The 17,830-nt window shown below is 70.7% G+C and carries 15 protein-coding genes; 7 read left to right on the top strand and 8 right to left on the bottom strand.

Features of this window, described 5'->3' with window-relative positions:
• The first annotated feature begins 106 nt into the window (after positions 1 to 106).
• The 4 genes from OG214_RS24050 (at position 107) to OG214_RS24035 (ending at position 3,236) form a co-directional block, all read left to right on the top strand.
• Complete coding sequence (locus OG214_RS24050) at positions 107 to 1,084, top strand: ribose-phosphate diphosphokinase (protein ID WP_363081107.1); 978 nt, start codon at positions 107 to 109, stop codon at positions 1,082 to 1,084.
• 220 nt (positions 1,085 to 1,304) lie between these two features.
• Positions 1,305 to 1,895, top strand: a complete 591-nt coding sequence (locus OG214_RS24045; protein ID WP_363081106.1) for a 50S ribosomal protein L25/general stress protein Ctc — start codon at positions 1,305 to 1,307, stop codon at positions 1,893 to 1,895.
• A gap of 193 nt (positions 1,896 to 2,088) precedes the next feature.
• Entirely contained in the window at positions 2,089 to 2,685 is a 597-nt protein-coding gene (gene pth, locus OG214_RS24040) for an aminoacyl-tRNA hydrolase (RefSeq protein ID WP_382856086.1), read from the top strand.
• Between the two features lie 74 nt (positions 2,686 to 2,759).
• Positions 2,760 to 3,236: a hypothetical protein gene (locus OG214_RS24035; protein ID WP_363085471.1), complete on the top strand. Its 477-nt coding sequence runs from the start codon at positions 2,760 to 2,762 to the stop codon at positions 3,234 to 3,236.
• A gap of 130 nt (positions 3,237 to 3,366) precedes the next feature.
• Here OG214_RS24035 and ppc read toward each other — a convergent pair whose 3' ends face one another.
• Entirely contained in the window at positions 3,367 to 6,096 is a 2,730-nt protein-coding gene (ppc, locus tag OG214_RS24030) for a phosphoenolpyruvate carboxylase (RefSeq protein WP_363085472.1), read from the bottom strand.
• A gap of 211 nt (positions 6,097 to 6,307) precedes the next feature.
• Between ppc and OG214_RS24025 the strand changes: the two genes are divergently transcribed.
• Entirely contained in the window at positions 6,308 to 7,300 is a 993-nt protein-coding gene (locus tag OG214_RS24025) for an acyl-CoA desaturase (protein ID WP_405985925.1), read from the top strand.
• Positions 7,300 to 7,995, top strand: a complete 696-nt coding sequence (locus OG214_RS24020; RefSeq protein ID WP_365901573.1) for a TetR/AcrR family transcriptional regulator — start codon at positions 7,300 to 7,302, stop codon at positions 7,993 to 7,995. Before OG214_RS24025 ends, OG214_RS24020 begins: the two co-directional genes overlap by 1 nt.
• 147 nt (positions 7,996 to 8,142) lie before the next feature.
• On the opposite strand, the gene OG214_RS24015 is transcribed toward OG214_RS24020, so the two are convergent.
• Entirely contained in the window at positions 8,143 to 9,060 is a 918-nt protein-coding gene (locus tag OG214_RS24015; protein WP_405985924.1) for a methyltransferase domain-containing protein, read from the bottom strand.
• A gap of 129 nt (positions 9,061 to 9,189) precedes the next feature.
• Here OG214_RS24015 and tamR point away from each other — a divergent pair, with 129 nt between their 5' ends.
• On the top strand, positions 9,190 to 9,687 hold the full coding sequence (gene tamR / locus OG214_RS24010; protein WP_363086324.1) for a MarR family transcriptional regulator TamR: 498 nt from the start codon (positions 9,190 to 9,192) through the stop codon (positions 9,685 to 9,687).
• Between the two features lie 244 nt (positions 9,688 to 9,931).
• On the opposite strand, the gene OG214_RS24005 is transcribed toward tamR, so the two are convergent.
• The 6 genes from OG214_RS24005 to OG214_RS23980 all read right to left on the bottom strand — a co-directional run bounded on the left by OG214_RS24005 (position 9,932) and on the right by OG214_RS23980 (position 17,690).
• Complete coding sequence (locus OG214_RS24005) at positions 9,932 to 10,720, bottom strand: LuxR C-terminal-related transcriptional regulator (RefSeq protein ID WP_382856075.1); 789 nt, start codon at positions 10,718 to 10,720, stop codon at positions 9,932 to 9,934.
• Between the two features lie 320 nt (positions 10,721 to 11,040).
• Positions 11,041 to 12,225, bottom strand: coding sequence for a galactokinase (gene galK, locus OG214_RS24000; protein ID WP_405985923.1), 1,185 nt, complete (start codon positions 12,223 to 12,225; stop codon positions 11,041 to 11,043).
• A 13-nt stretch (positions 12,226 to 12,238) separates the two neighbouring features.
• The gene (gene galE / locus OG214_RS23995) at positions 12,239 to 13,261 is read right to left on the bottom strand and encodes a UDP-glucose 4-epimerase GalE (RefSeq protein WP_405985922.1); all 1,023 of its coding nucleotides are present in this window, start codon (positions 13,259 to 13,261) and stop codon (positions 12,239 to 12,241) included.
• Positions 13,258 to 14,301 carry a galactose-1-phosphate uridylyltransferase gene (gene galT / locus OG214_RS23990; protein WP_405985921.1) on the bottom strand — a complete coding sequence of 348 codons (1,044 nt, stop codon included), beginning with the start codon at positions 14,299 to 14,301 and terminating at the stop codon, positions 13,258 to 13,260. The genes galE and galT overlap by 4 nt, the downstream gene beginning before the upstream one ends.
• 356 nt (positions 14,302 to 14,657) lie before the next feature.
• Complete coding sequence (locus tag OG214_RS23985; protein WP_363083359.1) at positions 14,658 to 15,356, bottom strand: LuxR C-terminal-related transcriptional regulator; 699 nt, start codon at positions 15,354 to 15,356, stop codon at positions 14,658 to 14,660.
• 348 nt (positions 15,357 to 15,704) lie between these two features.
• Positions 15,705 to 17,690, bottom strand: a complete 1,986-nt coding sequence (locus OG214_RS23980) for a PQQ-binding-like beta-propeller repeat protein (protein ID WP_405985920.1) — start codon at positions 17,688 to 17,690, stop codon at positions 15,705 to 15,707.
• Positions 17,691 to 17,830 lie beyond the last annotated feature (140 nt).

Here is a 17,830-nt window from a genome sequence, read left to right as displayed (position 1 = left end):
AAACAGATGCGCCGTTCTCGGCGTACCGTGATATCTGCACGATTCGGCTGGCTCGCAGGGGACACGCGGGCGCAGCGGCCGTCAACACGTCTGAGGAGACAGTGCTGTGACCGGGATCAAGACGACCGGCGAGAAGAAGCTGATGCTCTTTTCCGGCCGCGCCCACCCCGAGCTGGCCGAGGAGGTTGCCCATCAACTGGGTGTGGGGATTGTGCCCACCAAGGCATTCGATTTCGCCAATGGTGAGATCTATGTCCGGTATCAGGAGTCGGCGCGCGGTGCGGACTGTTTTCTGATCCAGAGCCACACGGCTCCGATCAATAAGTGGATCATGGAACAGCTCATCATGATCGATGCTCTGAAGCGGGCTTCGGCCCGGAGCATCACGGTGATCGTTCCCTTCTACGGCTATGCCCGTCAGGACAAGAAGCACCGCGGCCGGGAGCCGATCTCGGCCAGGCTGGTGGCGGATCTGATGAAGACGGCGGGTGCGCACCGGATCCTGACGGTGGATCTGCACACCGATCAGATCCAGGGCTTTTTCGACGGTCCGGTGGATCATCTCTTCGCGCTGCCGGTCCTGGCGGACTATGTGGCGGGGAAGGTGGACCGGTCGAAGCTGACGGTGGTGTCTCCGGACGCGGGCCGGGTGCGGGTCGCGGACCGCTGGTGCGACCGGCTGGGCGCGCCGCTGGCGATCGTTCACAAGCGGCGTGACAAGGATGTCGCGAATCAGGTGACGGTCCACGAGGTGGTCGGCAATGTGGCGGGCCGGGTGTGTGTGCTGGTCGACGACATGATCGATACGGGTGGCACGATCTGCGCCGCGGCGGACGCGCTGTTCGCGCATGGCGCGGAGGATGTGATCGTGACGGCGACGCATGGTGTGCTGTCGGGTCCGGCGGCCGATCGCTTGAAGAACTCGCAGGTGAGCGAGTTCGTGTTCACGAATTCGCTGCCGGATCCGGGCAATCTGGATCTGGACAAGATCACGGTTCTGTCGATCGCGCCGACGATCGCCCGTGCGGTGCGTGAGGTCTTCGAGGACGGTTCTGTGACGAGTCTCTTCGAGGAGCAGGCGTAACGTCCCTGCTTGTACCGCTTGGGCGGGTTGCACCGCTTGCGGAAGATCGATTTCTGGGCGGCCTCCCCGCCGGGTAGACTCAGCGAGTTGCTCGGCGAGGGAGGCCGCACTGTTCCGGTGCGGCGGTCCGTTATCGACGCGCTCTTCGTAGCAGGCCTGTCGTGGCCGGGTGACGGCCGATTCCGGTCACCTTTCGCTCATTACTACGAGGAGTGCAGCCATGGCTGAAGTGAAGATCAGCGCGGAGATCCGTACCGAGTTCGGCAAGGGCGCCGCCCGCCGTACGCGTCGCGCCAACAAGGTCCCCGCGGTCATCTACGGCCACGGCGCGGACACCGTCCATGTGACCCTGCCGGGCCACGACCTGATGATGGCGCTGAAGACCGCGAACGCGCTGATCGGTCTGGACATCGAGGGCCGCAGCGAGCTGGTCATCCCGAAGGCCGTGCAGCGCAACGCGATCAGGGGTCACATCGAGCATGTCGACCTGCTCGCGGTGAAGCGCGGCGAGAAGGTCACCGTCGAGGTCGCGGTGCACACCGAGGGCGAGCTGGCCCCGGGCGCCAACCTGCTGGAGAACGTGCTCAACACCCTGACCGTCGAGGCCGAGGCCACCCATATCCCGGACTCCGTCACGGTCTCCGTCGCGGGTCTGGACGCCGGTGACTCGATCGTGGCCAAGGATGTCCCGCTGCCGTCCGGCACGACGCTGGTGACGGACGAGGACGCGGTCGTCATCCAGATCCTGTCGGCGCAGGCCGAGGAGCCGGCCGCGGAGGGCGAGGGCGCCGCCGAGGGCGCCGAGGCCTGATCCGTACGCTGTGCCCCACGGGGTGGCGGGCCGCCGAACGGCCCGCCACCCCGTTCGCCTGTGCGGAGCACCGCGCGGGTCACCGGGCGGGGCACCGCGCGGGCCATCGGGCGGGGCACCGCCGGGGCCACTGGGCGCACCGCCCGTACGTTCGTTCCGCACCCGTATACGTATGCGAGGAGACGCAGCGCGGATGACGACAGATGCCAACGCCCCCTGGCTGGTCGTGGGCCTGGGGAACCCGGGTCCGGGCTATGCCGCCAACCGGCACAATGTCGGGTTCATGGTGGCCGATCTGCTGGCGGCCCGTATCGGCGGTTCGTTCCGGCGGGCGCAGAAGGCGCAGGCCACGGTGGTCGAGGGCCGGTTCGGTCCGCCGGGTCCTTCGGGCCGCCGGGTCGTACTGGCCAGGCCCACGTCGTATATGAACCTCTCCGGGGGCCCGGTCGTCGGGCTGCGTGATTTCTACAAGGTGCCGACGGAGCGGATCGTCGCGGTCCATGACGAGCTGGACATCGACTACGGCACGCTGCGGCTGAAGCTGGGCGGCGGGGACAACGGCCACAACGGGCTGAAGTCGATGACGAAGGCGATGGGTCCTGGCTATCACCGGGTGCGGTTCGGGATCGGCCGGCCGCCGGGCCGGATGCAGGTGGCGGATTTCGTGCTGAAGGACTTCTCGTCGACGGAGCGCAAGGAGCTGGACTACTTCGTGGACCGGGCGGCGGACGCGGTGGAGGCGCTGGTGCTGGAGGGGCTGGAGCGCGCGCAGAGCACGTACAACTCCTGACAACCTCCGCATTCCCCGTCGTTCCGCGGCCGGAAGTTGACCGGGCATGTGCCCATGGCCAAAGATCCCGCCCTATGAAGGGGAAGCGGAGCAATTCCGACCGCATGCTGTCGTTCGGCCGCCGGGCGGCGATGGCCTGTATCGCCCTGCTGCTCCTGGTCGCGGGTGTCTGGTCGTCCTGGAGCTCGGCCCAGCATGTGGTGCTCGCCAAGGGCCGTGAGCACGGCACGCTGACGGTGGAGCGCTGTGCGGACGAGAGCTGCACCGGGCCCTACGACCCGGACGGACCGCAGGGGCCGCGTGCCGGGATGACGATCGGGCAGTCGGTCGCCGTGAAGAAGGGCGAGCGGTTCCCGGTCGTGGTGAAGCCCGATACGGACGAGCTGGTGCGTACGGGTACGCCCGGTCTGCTGTACGCGTGGGTGCCGCTCGGCGGGGCGCTGCTGCTGGCTTCCCTGATCGTCGGCGGCGGGCTGCGGCTGACCCGGACGGCGTGGGGGACGGCGCTGGCGGGCGTGGCGCTGCTGCTGGCCGCGTTCTTCGCGGTCTGACCGGCCGCGCGCCGCGCGCGTACCGTACGAGCCCGCTCGCGCGCGTACCGTACGAATCCGCTCCCGTACCGTACGGAACCGCCCCGCCCGGATGTCCCGGAGCGGGGCGGTGCCGTACATCAGGCCGTGGTCAGCCGGTGTTGCGCAGTCCCGCCGCGACCCCGTTGACCGTCAGCAGCAGGGCCCGCGCGAGCAGCGGGTCCGGGGTCTCCTGGTGCTCGGCCGCCGCGCGCTGGCGTGCCAGCAGCGAGACCTGGAGGTAGGAGATCGGGTCGAGATAGGCGTCCCGGATCGCGAAGGTCTGCTGGAGCGCCGGGTTGGAGTCGAGGAGCTTCTCGCCGCCGGTGATCCGCAGCACCTCCGCCACGGTGAGCGCGTGCTCGGTCTCGATGCCGGCGAAGACATGCTTCAGCTCGTCCGGCACGAGTGTGTCCACGTAGTGGCGGGCGATCCGCAGATCGGTCTTGGCGAGCGTCATCTCGACGTTCGCGAGGAAGTTCTGGAAGAAGTGCCAGTGCTCGTACATCTCGTCGAGCACGGTGTCGGGTCCGGCCTCGCGCAGTGCCTTCAGTCCGGAGCCGACGCCGTACCAGCCGGGCACGATCTGGCGTGACTGGGTCCAGCCGAAGACCCAGGGGATGGCCCGCAGTCCGTCGAGCCCGGCGCCCGAGTCGGGCCGCCGGGAGGGGCGGGAGCCGAGATGGAGGTCGGCGAGCTGGTCGACGGGGGTGGAGGCGAAGAAGTACGCGGGCAGGTCGGGGTCCTCGACGAGGCCGCGGTACGCGGCGTGCGCGGCGTCGGAGACGGTGTCCATCGCCGCGTCCCAGCGCGCCAGTGCCTCGCCGGACTGACGCGGCGCGGTGTGCAGGGCGGAGGCCTGGAGGGTGGCGGCGACGGTCAGTTCCAGATTCTCCCTGGCCAGGGAGGGGATCAGATACTTGTCGGAGATGACCTCGCCCTGTTCGGTCACCTTGATCTCGCCCTCCAGCGTGCCCCAGGGCTGGGCGAGGATCGCGTCGTGGGAGGGGCCGCCGCCGCGGCCGACGGTGCCGCCGCGGCCGTGGAAGAGCCGCAGCCGTACGCCGTGGCGGTGGGCGACGTCGCGCAGCCGGCGCTGGGCCCGGTGGATCTCCCACTGGGAGGTGGTGATGCCGCCGAACTTGGAGGAGTCGGAGTAGCCGAGCATGACCTCCTGGACGTCGCCGCGCAGCGAGACGAGCCTGCGGTAGGAGGGGTCGGCGAGCATCTCGTCGAGGATGACGTCGGCGGCGCGCAGTTCGTCGGTGGTCTCCAGCAGCGGCACGATGCCGATCTTGGCCCAGCCGCCGTGCAGATCGATCAGCCCGGCCTCGCGGGCCAATACGGCGGCGGCGAAGACGTCGTCGGCGCCCTGGCACATGGAGATGATGTACGACTCGATGACTTCGGGGCCGAAGCGCTCGAAGGCTTCCTTGACGGTGTGGAAGACGCCGAGGGTCTTGTGTCCGGCGGCGTCGAGGGGGGCGGGGCTGGGCGCGAGGGGGCGGCGCGAGCGCAGTTCCTTGGCCAGCAGTTTCTGCCGGTAGTCGCGCGGCATGTCGCTGTAGCGCCAGGACTCCTCGCCGAGCCGGTCGAAGAGCTGTCCGAGCGCGTGGTGGTGGGCGTCGGCGTGTTCCCGTACGTCCATGGTGGCGAGCTGGAGGCCGAAGGCGGCGAGCGTACGGATCGTACGGTCCATGCGGCCGTCGGCGAAGAGGCCGCCGCGGTGTTCGCGCAGGGAGGTCTGGATGAGGGTGAGGTCGTCGAGCAGTTCGGCGGTGCCGAGATAGTCGCGGCCGTCGTCGTGCGGGGTGCCCTTGGCGAGGCGCTCGCGGGTGTTGACGAGCTTCTGGCGGATGCAGGTCGCCTTGAGGCGGTAGGGCTCCTCGGCGTTGAGCCGCTTGTAGCGGGGGCTGATCTCGGGGAGCCGCTCCAGATCGGTCCGCAGGGAGGTGAGCAGTTCCTCGGTGGCGCCGGTGTAGCGGATGGAGTTGGAGAGCTGGCCGCGGAGCTGGTCGATGAGTTCCAGCGCGTCGGTGATGCCGTGCTCGTGCTGGAGGATCAGCACCTCGCGGGTGACCTGGGGGGTGACGTTCGGGTTTCCGTCGCGGTCGCCGCCGATCCAGGTGCCGAAGGTGAGCGGGCGGGTGCCGGGCGGCAGTTCGACGCCGACGCGCTCCAGCTCGCCGACGAGGTCCTCCAGGACGTCGCCGACGGCGCCGGCGTGCAGTTCGTCCAGGTAGTAGATGGCGTTGCGCGCCTCGTCGACGGGCTCGGGCCGTACGACGCGGAGTTCGTCGGTCTGCCAGATGAGGTCGATGGACTCGGCGAGCCTCAGATCGTGGCGGCGCCGGTCGGAGGCGATGACCGGTGCCTCCAGCAGTTCGGCGACGCGGCGGAGCTTGTTCAGTACGGAGCGGCGCGCGGCCTCGGTGGGGTGCGCGGTGAACACGGGCCGTACGTTGAGGTTCTTGACGGTCTCGCGCAGATGCTCCGGGTCGGCGTCCTTGAGCCGGTCGGCGGTACGGGCCAGGAGCCCGCCCTCGGCCGCGCGCCGTTCGCGCATTTCCCGGCCGCGGTGGACCTGTTCGGTGACGTTGGCGAGATGGAAGTAGGTGGAGAAGGCGCGGACCAGTTTGGCCGCGGTCTCCAGGTCGGTGTCGCCGAGGAGTTCGGCCGCTGCCTCGCCGTTCTCGCGTGTCAACGCGCGTACACGCTCGACCAGGTCGAGAAGTTCGGGGCCTTCCTGGCGTACGAGGGTCTCGCCCAGCAGGTCACCTAGACGGCGGATGTCTGAGCGCAGCTCCGCGCTGGCGGATGGGGTCTGGTCGGCACTGCTCACAGGTGCGGCTCCTTGCAGTGTTTGAGCACGTCTGGAGGGTTCTGGAGACTTCGCGGACCGCGCTGTCCGACGTCCACAAGGATAGGTGTCCTTCGCCTGGTGTTATCCACAGGCCTCTTGTCGCGGCGTTCGGCGCTGCCATACTTACGATGCCGTAGGTTACGCACCCGTATCCAGGTTTCTGCCCCATTCCTCACCCCAGGGGACCCCAATGACCACACCCCCCGATGTGATCGAAGATTCCTCCCTTCCTCCCCAGTCCGCAGACGGCGCCCCGCTTCCCTCCGCCACGCTCGGCGGGGACAGCAAGGGGTCCATCGAGCAGATCGCTCTGCTGCTCTTCATCGTCATCCCTTTCCTCGCCCTGCTCGCGGCGGTGCCGCTGGCCTGGACGTGGGGAGGGGTGAGCTGGCTCGATCTGGGCCTGATGGTGGTCATGTACTACATCGGCTGCCATGGCGTCACGATCGGCTATCACCGTTACTTCACCCATGGTTCCTTCAAGGCGAGGCGCCCGCTGCGGATCGCGCTCGCCGTGGCCGGTTCGCTGGCCGTGGAGGGTCCGCTGGTCCGCTGGGTGGCGGACCACCGCAAGCATCACAAGTTCTCGGACGCCGAGGGTGATCCCCACTCGCCCTGGCGGTTCGGCGAGACGCTGCCGGCCCTGATGAAGGGGCTGTGGTGGGCGCATATCGGCTGGCTGTTCGACGAGGAGCAGACTCCGCAGCACAAGTACGCGCCGGATCTGATCAAGGACCCGGCGATCCGCTCGATCTCCCGACAGTTCGCGCTGTGGACGGTCGTCTCGCTGGCGCTTCCGCCGCTGGTCGGCGGTCTGGTGACGATGTCCTGGTGGGGTGCCTTCACGGCGTTCTTCTGGGGTTCGCTGGTCCGGGTGGCGCTGCTGCACCATGTCACGTGGTCGATCAATTCGATCTGTCACGCGGTCGGCAAGCGTCCTTTCAAGTCGCGTGACCGTTCGGGCAATGTGTGGTGGCTCGCGGTGCTCTCCTGCGGTGAGTCGTGGCACAACCTCCATCACGCGGACCCGACCAGCGCGCGGCACGGTGTGCTCAGGGGCCAGGTCGATTCCAGTGCCAGGTTCATCCGCTGGTTCGAGCTGCTGGGCTGGGCGTCGGACGTGCGCTGGCCCAGCGCTTCCCGGGTGGACTCACGGCGCAAGAGCGCACCTGCCAAGGCATGATGGGCACCGTGGCGATCGACGGCAGTACCAGCAAGCAGGGCAGCACCGAGAAGGGCCGGACCACGGGGAGCCGACGCGCCCGCCGGGTCCGGATGACCGGTGCGGAACGCCGTGAGCAGCTGCTGGACATCGGCCGTACCGTCTTCGCGGAGAAGGGCTTCGAGGCCACGTCGGTGGAGGAGATCGCGGCGAAGGCCGGGGTGTCCAAGCCTGTCGTCTACGAGCACTTCGGCGGCAAGGAGGGGCTGTACGCGGTGGTCGTGGACCGCGAGATGCGTCAGCTCCTGGACATGGTGACCGGTGCGCTGACCGCCGGGCACCCCCGTGAGCTGCTGGAACAGGCCGCGTTCGCGCTGCTCGACTATATCGAGACGTATACGGACGGCTTCCGCATCCTGGTCCGTGACTCCCCGGTCGCGCAGTCCACGGGCACCTTCGCGTCGCTGATCAGCGATATCGCCACCCAGGTCGAGGACATTCTCGGTATGGAGTTCAAGGCCCGTGGCTTCGATCCGAAGCTGGCGCCGCTGTACGCGCAGGCGCTGGTGGGCATGGTGGCGCTGACGGGTCAGTGGTGGGTGGACACCCGCCGGCCGAAGAAGGCCGAGGTCGCCGCGCATCTGGTGAATCTGGCGTGGCACGGTCTGGAGGGGCTGGAGCCGAAGCCCCGGCTGATAGGCCACCGCAAGATCTGAGGTGCGGGGACCCTGGCGGCTCCGCCGGGTCCCCGCACCACCGCGAACGCCGTACGGGGATGCCGCCCGTACGGCGTTCGCGGCTTCCGGGATCCCCACCCGTCCCAATCCCCACCCGTCCCACGGCGCGACGTGCCGGTCAGGTGGTCACGCCTCCTTGCGGGCGACGGCGAAGATCCGGCGGAACGGGAAGACCGTGCCGTGCGGTCCCGGCGGGTAGGCCGCGCGGAGCAGTTCGCGGTACTCCCCCACGAACTCCTCCGTCGCCTTCGCGTCCCCGTCGAGCGCGGTGAGGACGGGCCGTAGCGCCGTCCCCTTCACCCAGTCGAGCACCGGATCCTCGCCGGTGAGCCGCTGGAGGTAGGTGGTCTCCCAGACGTCCGCCGCACAGCCGAGGTCCGTCAGCCGTGCGAGATAGGCGGCTGGTTCGAGAACGGCGTTCACGCGCCGGTCGGGACGGGCCAGCCGCTCGCGCCAGCGAGGTGACTCGCACAGCTCGGCGAGCAGGGCGTGGCTCGGGGCGTTGAAGTTGCCGGGGACCTGGAAGGCGAGGAAACCGCCGGGGGTGAGGCCGTCGAGCCATCCGGCGAAGGAGTCGGCGTGGCCGGGGACCCACTGGAGGGCGGCGTTGGAGACGATCAGTCCGTACGCCTGTTCCTCGGGGGTCCAGCGTGTGAGGTCGGCGGCCCGGAATTCCATCGCCCCGCCGCCCTGGGTGCGGCCGGCGTACTCCTTCCTGGCCCGGTCGAGCATCTCCGGCGAGTTGTCGAAGCCGGTGATACGGGCGGCCGGCCAGCGGTCGGCGAGCAGCGCGGTGACATTGCCGGGGCCGCAGCCGAGGTCGGCGATCCTGAGCGTCCGGGGGGAGGCGGCGGACGCGGGCCCGGTGCCTGCGGGAGTCGCGGACCCGGCGGAGGCGGCGGACGCGGGCCCGGCGGAGGCGGCGGAGGTGCCTGGCGGCTCGGGGACGCGGGCGAGCAGGTCCAGGAACGGGCGGCTGCGGAAGCCCGCGTGCCGGAGGTACTGGGCGGGATCCCAGGTCGGTGCGGACGGTGCGGAGTGCATGGTCGAGCCCCCATCGCGGTCACGGGTCGGCCTGCCGGAGCGGCCTGCGGCGGTTCGGTCCCAGCCTGCACCCGGATATATCTTGACGTCAAGAGACTTCATGTCGAGGGACCCTCTACACTGATCGTCATGGAGGACGAGGTCGACCGACTGGTAGCGGCATGGCGCCGAGAGCGCCCCGACCTCGACGTGGAACCACTCGAGGTCCTCAGCCGTGTCAGCAGGCTGGCCCGCCATCTCGACCGCGCGCGCCGGATCGCGTTCTCGGAGCACGCGCTGGAGCCGTGGGAGTTCGACGTACTGACCTCGCTGCGCCGCGCGGGGGATCCGTATCAGCTCTCCCCCGGCCAGCTGCTGACCCAGACCCTGGTCACCTCCGGCACGATGACGAACCGTATCGACCGGCTGGCGCAGAAGGGCCTGGTCGAGCGGCTGCCCGACCCCAGCGACCGGCGCGGGGTGCTGGTCCGGCTGACCGCCGAGGGCCGCGACCGCGCGGACCAGTCGCTCGCCGGACTGCTGGCCCAGGAACGCGCGATCCTCGCGGAGCTGTCCCGCGCCCAGCGAGTCGAACTGGCCGCGCTGCTCCGCCAGTTGACGGCGCCGTTCGACAACGTCCCGAGCTAGTCACTCTCCCGGCAGGCTTTGCCCGTCGGGCGGACATCGCCGGTCGCGGCACCGGGCACACACCGGCCGGCCCTGTTCCGTGCGCGCCGTGTTCCGTGCGCGCCCTGTTCCGTGCGCGCCGTGTCGCGTGGCCGGGTCGGTCACCTGCGTAGCCGGGTCGGCCGCGTACGTGGAACGGCGCACCGGCCACGGCGACGGCGCCGGACGGGTACGGGGACCCCGCCCGTCCGGCGACCGCCGCCGGTCAGCCCGTGGATGTGGCGGGCTGGGCCGCCAGACTCACCGGACCCACACCGGCCCTGCGCGCCAGTGCCACGGCGGCCAGCGTCGAGTGCACGCCCAGCTTCCCCAGCACGTTCTGCATATGCGTGCGGACGGTGTGCGGAGAGAGGAAGAGCCGCTCGGCGACGGCCTTGCGGCCGAGGCCCGCGACCATGCAGCGCAGCACCTCGCGCTCGCGCGGGGTGAGCGACTCGACCAGCCGTTCGCTCTCCGTACGGTGCTTGCGCGCGGCCGTCAGCTCCCGCAGCACGCCCGTGAGCAGGGCGGGCGGCAGATGCGTCTCGTCCCGCAGGACGCCCCGCATCACGGCGAGCAGCCGTTGGAGCGAGCAGTCCTTCGCGACCCAGCCGGACGCGCCCGCCTGGAGCGCGAGCGCGGCGCGGCGCGGGTCGTCCTTCTCGGCGAGCACGACCGTACGGACGGACGGCTGGCCGGAGCGGACCCCGGCGACCAGCGAGATGCCGTCGACCGGCACCGTCTCACCGTCGTCCGGCACGGCGCGCGCGACCGGCACCTGAACCGGTCCCGCCGCCGTGCTTCCGGCCGCTCCCGCGACCGTGCCGAGGTCGGCGTCGACGAGCATCACATCGAATCTGCGCCCCTCGGCCGCTCCCCGGTCCAGACAGCGCAGCGCGGCGGGACCACTGCCCGCCGCCGCGACATCCACATCGGGCTCGGCCGCGAGCGCGGCTGCGAGCGATTCGGCGAAAATACGGTGGTCGTCCACCACCAGAACCCGGATACGTACCAATGGACACCCCCTGAAAGGCGGGGAGCGGACAGCGCGGGCACGGCGCCCGGTGTGCGGTGGTACGTCAGTGGCACGGCCGCCGCCGTGTGATGACCCCTACCCCACCCCGGGCGTCGTACCCGACTTGACTCCACCCCTGATCAGCACCGGCCCCCACCGGTGCTGTGCATCAGCGTACGGCCGTCGGCCCGGAGCGGAAGGTAATTCGCAGAACTCGTCGGCCGGGCTGTGTGGGACGGGCCTCGGGCGCACTCCCGGGACGCCGGACACCCGGTGCGCCTCGGGCGCACTCCTGGGAGACCCCGGTCACGGGAGTACTCCTAGGACACGCGGTGCGCGCCGGGGGACGGGATGGCCGGGAAGACGCGCGGGGGTGTGAAGCCCGCTGCCGCGAAGGCTTCGGTGACCGCCTTGGTGACCGCTTCCGTGTCGGACTCCTCGACCAGGACGATCGCGGATCCGCCGAAGCCGCCGCCCGTCATACGGGCGCCCAGGGCGCCGGACGCAACGGCCGTGGTGACCACCAGGTCGAGTTCCGGGCAGGAGACCCGCAGATCGTCGCGGAGCGAGGCATGCCCCTCGACCAGGACGGGGCCGACGGCGCGGAGATCGCCCGCGTCCAGCAGCGCGATGGTCCGCTCGACGCGGTGGTCGTCGCTCACCACATGGCGGACGCAGCGGCGGACCTCCTCGCTCTGTCCGGCCAGCCGGGCGAGCGCCTCGGGCAGTTCGCCGTACGGGATGTCGCGCAGCGCGCGGACCCCGAGCGCCCGCGCGCCCGTCTCGCACGCCGCGCGCCGTCGCGCGTACGCGCCGTCGCCGAGCGCGTGCTTGACGCGGGTGTCGACGACCAGCAGCCGGAGCCCCTGGGCCGCGAGGTCGAACGGCACCTGGCGCTGGGAGAGATCGCGGGTGTCCAGATACAGCGCGTGCCCCTCCGTGCAGCACGCCGAGGCCATCTGGTCCATGATTCCGCACGGCACGCCCACGAACGCGTTCTCGGCGCGCTGCGCGAGCACCGCCAGTTCGGGCGGGGTCAGGCCGAGTCCGTACAGCTCGTTCAGGGCGAGTGCCGTGACGACCTCCAGCGCGGCGGAGGACGACAGCCCCGCGCCGGTCGGCACGGTCGAGGCGAGATGCACGTCGGCGCCGGTCACCGGGAGGCCCGCCGCGCGCAGCGCCCAGACGACACCGGCCGGGTAGGCGGCCCAGCCGGTGTCGGAGAGCGGTTCGAGAGCGGCGGTGTCGAGCTGGACCACGCCCCCGGCGACATCCGCGGAGTGCAGCCGCAGGACCTGGTCCGTACGGCGGGAGACCGCCGCGACCGCCCGGTGCGGCAGTGCCAGCGGCATCACGAAACCGTCGTTGAAGTCGGTGTACTCACCGATCAGATTCACCCGGCCGGGGGCCGCCCACACGCCCTCGGGCTCGGCTCCGTAGAGCCGCCGGAACTCCTCGGCGACGGTGTCGGCGACGGCGCCGGCGGCGGTACCGCTCTCACTCACTCCTGGGTCTCCCTCACTCGTGGATCTCCTGGGTCTCCTGGGCCGCTTGAGCCTCTTGGACCACCTGGGCCTCTTGGGCCTCCTCGCGGCGCGCGAACGCCCACGCGTCCGCGACGATGCCCGCCAGATCGGCGCGGCTCGGGGTCCAGCCGAGACGCTCGTGCGCCGTCCCGGCCGACGCGACCAGTACGGCCGGGTCGCCGCCCCGCCGCGCCGCCACGACCTCGGGAATCGGGTGCCCGGTGACCTTGCGTACGGTCTCGATGACCTCGCGTACGGAGAACCCGTTGCCGTTGCCGAGGTTGCAGATCAGATGCTCGCCCTCGACGGCCGCGTCCAGCGCGCGCAGATGCGCCTCGGCGAGATCCGCGACATGGATGTAGTCACGCACGCAGGTGCCGTCCGGGGTCGGATAGTCCTCGCCGAAGACGGAGACCGAGTCGCGCCGGCCGAGCGCGACCTGGAGGACGAGCGGGATGAGATGGGACTCGGGATCGTGGCGCTCGCCGTAACTCCCGTACGCGCCCGCGACATTGAAGTAGCGCAGCGAGACGGCCGCGAGGCCGTGCGCCACGCACGCGCCGCCGATCATATGGTCGACGGCGAGCTTCGTCGCGCCGTACGGACTGGTCGGGGCGGTCGGGTCGGACTCCGTGATCGGGGTGGAGACCGGCTCGCCGTAGGTCGCGGCGGTGGACGAGAAGACCAGCTTGCGCACCCCGGCCGAGCGCATCGCGGCGAGCAGCGCCATGGAGCCGCCGACATTGTTGTCCCAGTACTTCTCGGGCCTGGCGACGGACTCGCCGACCTGTGAGGACGCGGCGAAGTGCAGCACCGCGTCGTACGAGGAGTCCAGCCACTCGGCGGAGTCCTGGATCCGGCCCTCGATGAACACGGCGCCCGCCGGTACCGCTTCCCGGAACCCGGTGGAGAGATCGTCCAGCACGGTCACCTCGTGCCCGGCCTTCAGCAGATGGGCCGCGACCACGCTGCCAACATATCCCGCACCGCCCGTGACCAGGTACTTCTTGCTCACTCGCTCGCTACCTCTCGCAGTCGCTCGGCTGCGGCCTCCGGTGGCACGTCATTGATGAACACACTCATGCCGGATTCGGAGCCCGCGAGGAACTTCAGCTTGCCGGAAGTACGGCGCACGGTGAAAAGCTCCAGGTGAAGCGCGAAGTCGTCACGCCCGGCGGCCCGGAACGGCGCCTGGTGCCAGGCGGCGACATAGGGCGTGGGCGGTTCACCTTCGCCGAAGATCCGGTCGAAGCGCCTCAAGAGTTCCAGATAAACCTGTGGGAACTCCGCGCGGGCCGCGTCGTCGAGCGCCCGCAGATCGGGGACCCGGCGGGTGGGGTAGAGATGCACCTCGTACGGCCAGTGCGCGGCGTACGGCACGAACGCCACCCAGTGCTCGCCCGTCAGCACCACCCGGGCGCCCTCGGTCCGCTCGCGGACGACGAGATCGTCGAAGAGATTGCGGCCGGTCGCGGCCCGGTGTTCGCTGGCGGAGCGGAGCATCAGCGTGGAGCGGGGGGTGACGAACGGGTACGCGTAGATCTGCCCGTGCGGATGGCCGAGCGTCACCCCGATCTCCACGCCCCGGTTCTCGAACGCGAAGACCTGCTCGACCTGCGGCAGCGCGGCCAGCTCGGCGGTACGGTCGGTCCAGGCGTCCAGCACCAGAGCGGTCCGCTCCTCGGTGAGGTCCGCGAACGAGGCGTCGTGGTCGGCGGTGAAACAGACGACCTCGCAGCGCCCGGAGTCCCCCGCGAGGGAGGGGAAACGGTTCTCGAAGACGGCGACGTCGTAGTCGGAGTCCGGAATCTCGCTGAGCCGGCCGTCGCGGGAGGGGCAGAGCGGGCACTCGTCGGCGGGCGGGTGGTACGTACGGGCCTGGCGGTGCGAGGCGATGGCGACCGAGTCGCCGAGCAGCGGGTCATGGCGGATCTCGGAGGCGGTGGCGACGGGGCCGAGGGGCCTGCGGTCGACGGCGTCCCGTACGGCGTCGTCGCGGGAGTCGTAGTAGATCAGCTCGCGGCCGTCGGCGAGCCGCGTCACCGTCCTCTTCATCGGTCGCCTCTCACCCACATCGCCTACACCGCTCAACAGAAGCGAACATAACAAATCACAAACCAACAGCAGCGTCAATGCGGGAAGGACGCGTGCGCGCGGGTGCGCGGGTGCGCGGGTGCGCGGGTGCGCGGGTGGGCGGGTGGGCGGGACTCGTCAGCAGGGTGAGTGAGCGCCCGGCACGCGGGGGAGCCGAGTGCGCCGGGTGCGCCGGGTGCGCCAGGTGCGCCGCGTGCGCGGAGGCAGCGCGGAGTGCGCGGAGTGAGCGCGGACGGGGTGCGCAGGTGGGCGAGGTGCGAGCTGGGTGGGGCCGACGGCCCTGCTACGCGCGTGCGCCGCACCGCGTCCCGTGCGCGTCAGTGATCGCGGGGGTCGCCCCGGCGCGGGTCGGCCGGGGCCGCCCGGTCCAGCAGGCCCGTACGCGCCGCCAGCGCCGCCGCCTCCAGCCGGGAGCCCACGCCCAGCTTCATCAGCACCCGCTGGACATGCGTCCTGGCCGTGCTCGGCGCGATCCCCATCCCGGCGGCGATCAGCCGGGTGTCCTCGCCCTCCGCGACCCGCACCAGCACCTCGATCTCGCGCGGGGTGAGCATCCGCAGCAGCCGCTGCCCCTCGTCGTCCGGCTGGGCCGCCGGGTTGAGCAGCTCGGTGAAGGCGCCCTGGAGCAGCTGCGGCGCCACCGCCGCCTCGCCCGCCCGCGCCTTGATCATGGCTCGTTCCACACCCTCGATGCGCTCGTCGTGGCGCACATAACCGGAGGCACCGGCCGCGAAGGCCGCGGCGATCCCGCGCGGGCTCGGCACCGGACCCAGCACCACCACGGCCACCTGCGGCCGGTCCCGCTTGATCCGTACGATCGGGTCGAAGGCACCCGGCTCGGCCGGCGCCGCCGTGCCCAGCAGGCACACCTCCGGCGCCCTGCTCACCACCAGATCGGCGACGCCCGCCGTGGGCGCCGCCGCCGCGAGCACCCGGTGCCCGCGCAGTTTCAGTGCCGAGGCGAGCGCCTCGGCGAGCAGTCGGTGGTCGTCGACCACCATGAGCCGAACGCCCATAGAGAAAGCCCCCATCCCCACAGAAAACTGGCCCCCCGGCCTCCTGACCCGGCAAGCTACACGCTTGTTCGAGATCGCGCGCCCCCTACCGTTCAGAAGCCCCTCGGATTGCCGAATTCCCGGCCATTCAGGACTAGTCGACGACCAGGGCCGCTATGGAACGTCCACAACGGCGCGGAAGGGCCGCGGGGGACGGACCGTGGGAAGACGGCCGTAGGAGCCGGGCCGTACGGAGCCGGGCCCCACGGACCGGGGCCGTACGGAGCGGGCCCCGGTCCATGGCGAGTACTTCCCACGGGCCGGGGCCCACCGCGCGCCGCGACGCCCACCGCGCGGACGCCCGCCGCGCTACTTCGTGCTGAACGAGACCGCGAGATACGACTTGTCGTCCAGCGACGAGTTCGACGGCTCGCTCAGCATGGTCTCGGAGAGGAACATCCGGCCGTCCCCGTAGAGGATCTCGGCGTGGTCCGCGGAGAAGCTGGTCTCCGCGTCCCGGACGGCCTCGTCGGCCGGATTCTCCATCAGCACCGTCTCCTTGAAGGTGGCGCCGTCGATGGAGATGATCTGGCCGCCCTTGTCGTACGGGGGCACCTTGTAGGCGATGACGTTGCCGCCGTCCATGCGCAGCGGGAACATCGTGTAGCGGTCGCCCGCGTCCGCGCGGTCCGATGTGCCCTTGCCGGTGGTGAGGTCGAAGGACACGATCTCGTTCGTGTCGCCGTACTCCCCGCCGCCCTCGTGCCCCTCGGTCGGCAGATAGAGCCTGCCGTTGCCCACCACCAGCTTCTGGCAGGACTCGACCTCGGTGGAGCCGCACCGCGCCGCGTATCTGTCGGCGTCGGCCGGGATCTTCGCCAGCAGCTTGCCGGTCTTCTCGTCGATCGAGAAGAAGTCCGAGATACCGCTGCCGTCGCCCGCCGTGTCACCGACATCGGCGGCCACCACCAGGGGCTTGGTGGAGACGATGCTCGCGTAGGCGACCCCGGCCGGCATCTTGAACGAGGAGAGCGGGGCGCCGGTGACCGGGTTCAGGGTGTCGATGGAGATCTGCGGGTCGTCGTACGAACCGCACTTGCGGGCGGCGACCAGACCGGCCCCGCCGCCGTACCCCATGTCGTAGCAGCCGTCCGCGTCGACCTCGGGCTTCCAGCGGATCGCGCCGTCGGCCAGGTCGAAGGCCGCGCCGCCGTCCGTGCCGCCGGCCGCGACCGTCGTACCGCTGAGCGTGATCTCGTCGAACCGGACCTTCTCGTCACCGGCGCTGGCGCCCGTGACCGACTTGCTCCAGAGCAGTTCACCGCCCATCAGGTCGATCGCGCCGACCTCCGTGCACTTCTGGTACTTCTCGGTGGCGGTGCGCTTGGCCGGCTCGAAGGCGATCGCGGTCTTGTCGTCCTCGGTGACATGCTTCGTCGCCGCGCACACCTGGCCGGGCAGCGGGATCGTCCAGAGCTGGGTGCCGGTGTCGAGGTCGTATCCGACGATCTGGTTGACGCCCGTCTTCACATAGGCGGTCTCGGTGACCCAGGAGCCGTTGACGCCCGTGACATCGGTGACCTTGGGCGGCGGAAGCTGGAATCCGGCCTTGGACCTGGTGTTGTCGGGGGCCTTCTCCTTGCCACCGCCGCCGATGGCCTGGTCGCCGTCCTTGCCGCCCTTGGCGCCGTCGGTGGCACCGGACGACGTGCCCTTGGACTCGTTCTTCCCGCCGTCGCCGCCGGACGAGGCGAACCAGATGCCACCGCCGATGATCAGCACCACGGCGACGGCCGCGGCGACGATGATCTGCGTCTGGGCGGACAGCTTCCTGCCGCCACCGCCGTTGCCTTCGCCGTTGCCGCCGTTGCCTCCGTTGCCGAAAGCGGCGCCGTTGCCGAACCCGCCGCCCTGAGGGGGCAGCTGGTACGGACCCTGCGGCCCCATGGGCCGCGTCGGATAGCCGTACGACGGCTGACCGGAATAGCCGGCCCCGCCCGGCTGGGCGGGATAGCCGTATCCCGGCTGCGCGGGGTAGCCGTACCCGGGCGGCGTGCCGGGACCGGCCGGTGCTCCCGCGGCCCCCTGTGGCGGCTGCGGTTGCTGCTGCGGCGGGTAACCGTACGGAACGTTCTGCGGGGGAACGCTCTGCGCGGGAACGTTCTGCGGGGGAACGTTCTGCGGGGGCTGCGTCGGAGCACCGTACCCGTACCCGCCGGGCGGCGGGTCCTGCGGAGCGCCGAAGCCACCGGCCGGAGGCTCCTGCGGTGCTCCGAACTCTCCCCGCGGGGGCTCGCTGGACGGCTGCGGGGGTTCGCTGGACGACTGCTGAGGCGGCTGGGGCGGCTGCGTCATGGCGTACGTACCTCGTCGGAAGGAAGCTCGGGGGTCGGGAAGTCGGGGGCGTACGGAGGAGCGGGCCGAGCGAGTGCCAGGTCCCGGCGGGAAGGTCTCAGGTCCCGGCGGATCGGTCCCAAGTCCCGGCGGATCGGTCC

Source organism: Streptomyces sp. NBC_00872, assembly GCF_045161915.1.
Classification (GTDB): Bacteria; Actinomycetota; Actinomycetes; order Streptomycetales; family Streptomycetaceae; genus Streptomyces.
Note: the sequence above shows the minus strand (reverse complement) of the source record. Positions and strands in the feature narration are given on the sequence as shown.

Excerpts from the sequence above, each read along its gene's own strand:
- OG214_RS23980 (WP_405985920.1), bottom strand. The coding sequence starts at position 17,690 with ATGACGCAGCCGCCCCAGCCGCCTCAGCAGTCGTCCAGCGAACCCCCG.
- galT (WP_405985921.1), bottom strand. The coding sequence starts at position 14,301 with ATGAAGAGGACGGTGACGCGGCTCGCCGACGGCCGCGAGCTGATCTAC.
- OG214_RS23985 (WP_363083359.1), bottom strand. The coding sequence starts at position 15,356 with ATGGGCGTTCGGCTCATGGTGGTCGACGACCACCGACTGCTCGCCGAG.
- OG214_RS24045 (WP_363081106.1), top strand. The coding sequence starts at position 1,305 with ATGGCTGAAGTGAAGATCAGCGCGGAGATCCGTACCGAGTTCGGCAAG.
- pth (WP_382856086.1), top strand. The coding sequence starts at position 2,089 with ATGACGACAGATGCCAACGCCCCCTGGCTGGTCGTGGGCCTGGGGAAC.
- OG214_RS24015 (WP_405985924.1), bottom strand. The coding sequence starts at position 9,060 with ATGCACTCCGCACCGTCCGCACCGACCTGGGATCCCGCCCAGTACCTC.
- OG214_RS24035 (WP_363085471.1), top strand. The coding sequence starts at position 2,760 with ATGAAGGGGAAGCGGAGCAATTCCGACCGCATGCTGTCGTTCGGCCGC.
- OG214_RS24025 (WP_405985925.1), top strand. The coding sequence starts at position 6,308 with ATGACCACACCCCCCGATGTGATCGAAGATTCCTCCCTTCCTCCCCAG.
- tamR (WP_363086324.1), top strand. The coding sequence starts at position 9,190 with ATGGAGGACGAGGTCGACCGACTGGTAGCGGCATGGCGCCGAGAGCGC.
- OG214_RS24020 (WP_365901573.1), top strand. The coding sequence starts at position 7,300 with ATGGGCACCGTGGCGATCGACGGCAGTACCAGCAAGCAGGGCAGCACC.